8 protein-coding genes are annotated in these 3530 nt (G+C 41.0%); all 8 read left to right on the top strand.

Annotation, left to right across the window (positions count from 1 at the left end):
* Positions 1-110 precede the first annotated feature (110 nt).
* Genes ACQRDX_RS09045 through ACQRDX_RS09010 form a run of 8 tightly spaced genes read left to right on the top strand, consistent with a single transcriptional unit; the run spans position 111 to position 3379 of the window.
* The gene (locus tag ACQRDX_RS09045) at positions 111-383 is read left to right on the top strand and encodes a hypothetical protein (protein ID WP_172032467.1); all 273 of its coding nucleotides are present in this window, start codon (positions 111-113) and stop codon (positions 381-383) included.
* Positions 383-643 (top strand): hypothetical protein, encoded by a 261-nt coding sequence (locus ACQRDX_RS09040; protein WP_172015093.1) that lies wholly within the window; start codon positions 383-385, stop codon positions 641-643. The genes ACQRDX_RS09045 and ACQRDX_RS09040 overlap by 1 nt, the downstream gene beginning before the upstream one ends.
* Positions 644-654: 11 nt before the next feature.
* The gene (locus tag ACQRDX_RS09035; RefSeq protein ID WP_427886345.1) at positions 655-783 is read left to right on the top strand and encodes a hypothetical protein; all 129 of its coding nucleotides are present in this window, start codon (positions 655-657) and stop codon (positions 781-783) included.
* 3 nt (positions 784-786) lie between these two features.
* Positions 787-966 carry a hypothetical protein gene (locus tag ACQRDX_RS09030; protein ID WP_427896552.1) on the top strand — a complete coding sequence of 60 codons (180 nt, stop codon included), beginning with the start codon at positions 787-789 and terminating at the stop codon, positions 964-966.
* Positions 963-1730, top strand: a complete 768-nt coding sequence (gene bet, locus ACQRDX_RS09025) for a phage recombination protein Bet (RefSeq protein WP_427896554.1) — start codon at positions 963-965, stop codon at positions 1728-1730. Before ACQRDX_RS09030 ends, bet begins: the two co-directional genes overlap by 4 nt.
* A gap of 9 nt (positions 1731-1739) precedes the next feature.
* A complete protein-coding gene (locus tag ACQRDX_RS09020; RefSeq protein ID WP_427896556.1) occupies positions 1740-2768 on the top strand; it encodes a DUF1351 domain-containing protein in 1029 nt (342 codons plus the stop codon).
* 2 nt (positions 2769-2770) lie between these two features.
* Positions 2771-3040, top strand: a complete 270-nt coding sequence (locus ACQRDX_RS09015) for a hypothetical protein (RefSeq protein ID WP_029943298.1) — start codon at positions 2771-2773, stop codon at positions 3038-3040.
* 9 nt (positions 3041-3049) lie between these two features.
* Complete coding sequence (locus ACQRDX_RS09010; RefSeq protein ID WP_074412907.1) at positions 3050-3379, top strand: hypothetical protein; 330 nt, start codon at positions 3050-3052, stop codon at positions 3377-3379.
* Positions 3380-3530: the final 151 nt, after the last annotated feature.

Raw genomic sequence — 3530 nt, 5'->3', positions numbered from 1 at the left:
AATCTAAGCCTTACGGCACTAACTTAGTAATAAATACTAATTTACAAAAAACTAGTAGTAATAATAAATAAAGAAAGGGATAACCAAAGTTATCCACAGGTAGAAAAATCATGATTGACAAAGACAGAATTATCCGAGACCAACAGAAAAAGATTGAGCGTATTGAAAAACTCCAAAAAGAGCTACACGCTATCTCAGTATTTGGACTGTTTACGCTAAAGGTTGTGGGTATCCCAGATGAAAACGGTACGCTTGAGGTGTCATTGGACTCCATGCACAAACTTTCTCATGTTATCGAAGATGTGCTAGAGGGTATGGAGCCTAAGAAAGCTATCAAAGAGACAATGACATCATTTGACGAAGACGACGAGGAGGAAGACTAATGCTAGAGAAATTGAAACGATATTTTGGACTAGATGAACTGGCAAAGGCCGAGCCAACTCAAACCGATAGCACTCTGATTGAGCTAAAATCCCTCAAAGCTGAGAACCGTAGGCTTAAAGGACTTATTGACCAAAAAAACGCAATACTACAAGAGCTGTCTCAGGAAAATATGGCTATTGGCCGTGACCGTCAACAAATGGCTGACATCATTGCAAGACAGCAGCGACTGATTGACGCTTATGCAACTCTATCATCTTGAGGAGGTGCAACATGGACGGTACTTACCCATGGTTTGACTATGACCGTGACTATCTACAACCTGAGGAACCAGGCCAGGTACATGATCCTGATGAATGGGTATTTAGAGGCGGTCAATGGATTTATGTAGGAGATAACTAGCTTATGGAAAGAGAACGCTATGAAGACAATGCTTACTGGCGGAAACGTTACCTAGAGCTTTGTTACGATCTAGGAGAGATTATCAATGAACAACATGACAAGATAATCTCAATTACCAACGAAAACAGACGCTTAAAGCGTGAAAATTGGAACTTAAAACAGACAAAAAGGAGAAGAAAATGACTAACAATCAATTATCAACACAGACTAAGCGTGATATTGCCATTGATACCAGTGTTTGGACTTTTCAGGATGTCAAACGCTATTTTGACCCTCAAAACTTGCTGACTGAAAAACAAGTAGGGCAAGCCTTATCTCTTATCAAGGGACGCAATTTAAACCCTTTGGCAAATGAGGTCTATATCGTTGCCTACAAGAAAAAAACTGGAGGCACAGAGTTCAGCTTGATTGTCTCTAAAGAGGCATTTCTAAAACGTGCTGCCCAAAATCCAAATTATGAGGGATTTGAGGCTGGTGTTGTAACCGTAGATACTGATGGAGTTATGCACGAACGCAAAGGAGCTCTCATGTTACCTGGTGACACCTTGGTAGGCGGCTGGGCTAGAGTCTATAGGAAAAATTTCAAAGTACCTGTAGAAATCTTTGTCAGTCGTGAAGAATATGACAAGAAACAGAGTACATGGAACGCTATGCCAGCAACAATGATCAGGAAGACAGCCTTAGTAAATGCTCTGCGTGAGGCATTCCCTGAGGATTTGGGAAATATGTACACGGAAGATGATGGCGGTGAAACTTTTGACCGTATCAAACAGGCGGAACCTGTTGAAAGCCGTGAGGATGTTATGGCACGCAAAATGGCTCAAATTGAGCAGACGAAACAGGAACAAGCTCAGAGACAGACTGACACAAGCTATCCAACTGATGATGTGATTGATCCTGATGATGAGCCAGTACAAGGTGAGCTATTGGAAGATTTGGAATACTAGGAGGACAACATGCAAGAATTACAAGCAAAAGTAACACAGGCACAGGTTGAAATCATTGACCGTGAAAAGTTTGAGCAAGGTATAGCTGATGTAGTAGCCAAGTATGAAAATTACACGGTCACGGCCGCAACCATCAAGGATGATAAGCAAGTTTTAGCTGACCTACGCAAACTCAAAAAACAAATCTCAGATGAGCGTATCAAGATTAAGCGTGAGCTGTCACAGTCTGCTGATGAGTTTGACAAATATATCAAGGACACTAGCGAGCCAATGGATAAAGTCATTGATAAAATCGCTCAAGATGTTAAAGAATTTGAGGAACATCAGAAAGCTGTCCGTTTGGATACTGTCAAGAGCTATCTAGCTAACAAAGCGGCTGAGTATATGCTAGACCCTAGGCTTTTTGATGAGAAAGCCCTAGAGTATATTAAAGCCTCTGACTTTATGGCGGATGGTGTGACCTTGAAGAAAGTCACCATGAAATCTCTTGAGGACATGGTCACATTTGAATATCAAAACCAACAAGAGAAAGAAAAGGCTAAAGCTGCCATCTCTGGACAATGTGCTGAGTACGGTATGACTGATCAGCCGTATATCCGTATGTTGCAGTCAATGTCTTTGGCTGATGTAATGCAACAAATCATGTCAGACTATCTTTTTGAGCAAGAAAAGCAAAAAATGCGACAGGCTGAGGCTGAAAGAGAGCAACTTTTGGCAGAGCAACAAACGAAACAGCAGGCACAGGCTCAGAAATCAACAGAGCCCCCAAAAGTTGACCCAGAAACAGGCGAGATTTTGGACGGTGGACAATTATCCCAAAATGAGCCTGACACGCTCAGAGGGGCTGAAAATGAGCCGAAACGCTACACACAAAAAATGACCTTGGAAGTCTATTTTACCAACACAGCAGAAAAGGACTTATTCAAGGCAGGACTGTCAGAGCTTGGTTTTGAACACAAGCAAAATTATCAGGTCAGCGGCTATCAACGAATTGAGCCAGTAACTCAAGAACAGCTCAATGAATTGTGTGGGTGGTAAGAATGGATAAGCAAGTAAAACAAGTAATTGATGAGCTTGAACCGTTTAATCACGGCATAACAATAGCGATCCACCAAAACAAAAATGAGTGCATAGCAACCTTTAAAATGCCTAGACAGTTTGACACCAAAAAAATAAAATTCACTGGATGGAATGAAGATGTTAGGAACAGAACTAGTTGCCACTCTGAAAATGACTTACTAGAGGCTTATGTTTACAAGGTTTGGAATGTCTCTAATGATTGGATTTGCATTGAGGTATTACCGTTTTAGGAGGGATCTATGGAAATCAGAACAGTATCAGATAGCGTGGCTATCTATTCAGACGGCAAGAGGCTACAAGTCATCCATGACTTAGGAGATGAGTTCGTCCTTGATTTTGGGTATCAAACTGAGAATGTAGTCAATATTGACGAACTTAGCCCAGGTATTGTTGGTAGCATTGTGCCAGTTTTCAAAGTCAGCGGTTTTTGCTCTAAAGGTGGAGAGGGAATGCACAGCTTACGCTGGGCGATCCTCCAATTCCAAATATTTGAAAACTACATCAAGGACAATCAGGCTGATTTGCTTGATTGGTATAAAAATCCAGGAGGGGAAGATGTTCAAAGTTAAGGTTAGATTTAATGATGGCTCATCACTTGACTACACCAGCAAAGACGAGGCAGAAGAAAACAAAATCAAGTACAGTTTGGATAACAATGTGCCATTGGCAATCGTAGAAAGTAATAGAACAATAATGATTGTTCCTCAAAATATTATTTTT

It is taken from the genome of Streptococcus sp. SGI.013, assembly GCF_050315295.1.
GTDB lineage: Bacteria > Bacillota > Bacilli > Lactobacillales > Streptococcaceae > Streptococcus > Streptococcus porcorum.
Note: the sequence above shows the minus strand (reverse complement) of the source record. Positions and strands in the feature narration are given on the sequence as shown.

Excerpts from the sequence above, each read along its gene's own strand:
- ACQRDX_RS09045 (WP_172032467.1), top strand. The coding sequence starts at position 111 with ATGATTGACAAAGACAGAATTATCCGAGACCAACAGAAAAAGATTGAG.
- ACQRDX_RS09040 (WP_172015093.1), top strand. The coding sequence starts at position 383 with ATGCTAGAGAAATTGAAACGATATTTTGGACTAGATGAACTGGCAAAG.
- ACQRDX_RS09035 (WP_427886345.1), top strand. The coding sequence starts at position 655 with ATGGACGGTACTTACCCATGGTTTGACTATGACCGTGACTATCTACAA.
- ACQRDX_RS09030 (WP_427896552.1), top strand. The coding sequence starts at position 787 with ATGGAAAGAGAACGCTATGAAGACAATGCTTACTGGCGGAAACGTTAC.
- bet (WP_427896554.1), top strand. The coding sequence starts at position 963 with ATGACTAACAATCAATTATCAACACAGACTAAGCGTGATATTGCCATT.
- ACQRDX_RS09020 (WP_427896556.1), top strand. The coding sequence starts at position 1,740 with ATGCAAGAATTACAAGCAAAAGTAACACAGGCACAGGTTGAAATCATT.
- ACQRDX_RS09015 (WP_029943298.1), top strand. The coding sequence starts at position 2,771 with ATGGATAAGCAAGTAAAACAAGTAATTGATGAGCTTGAACCGTTTAAT.
- ACQRDX_RS09010 (WP_074412907.1), top strand. The coding sequence starts at position 3,050 with ATGGAAATCAGAACAGTATCAGATAGCGTGGCTATCTATTCAGACGGC.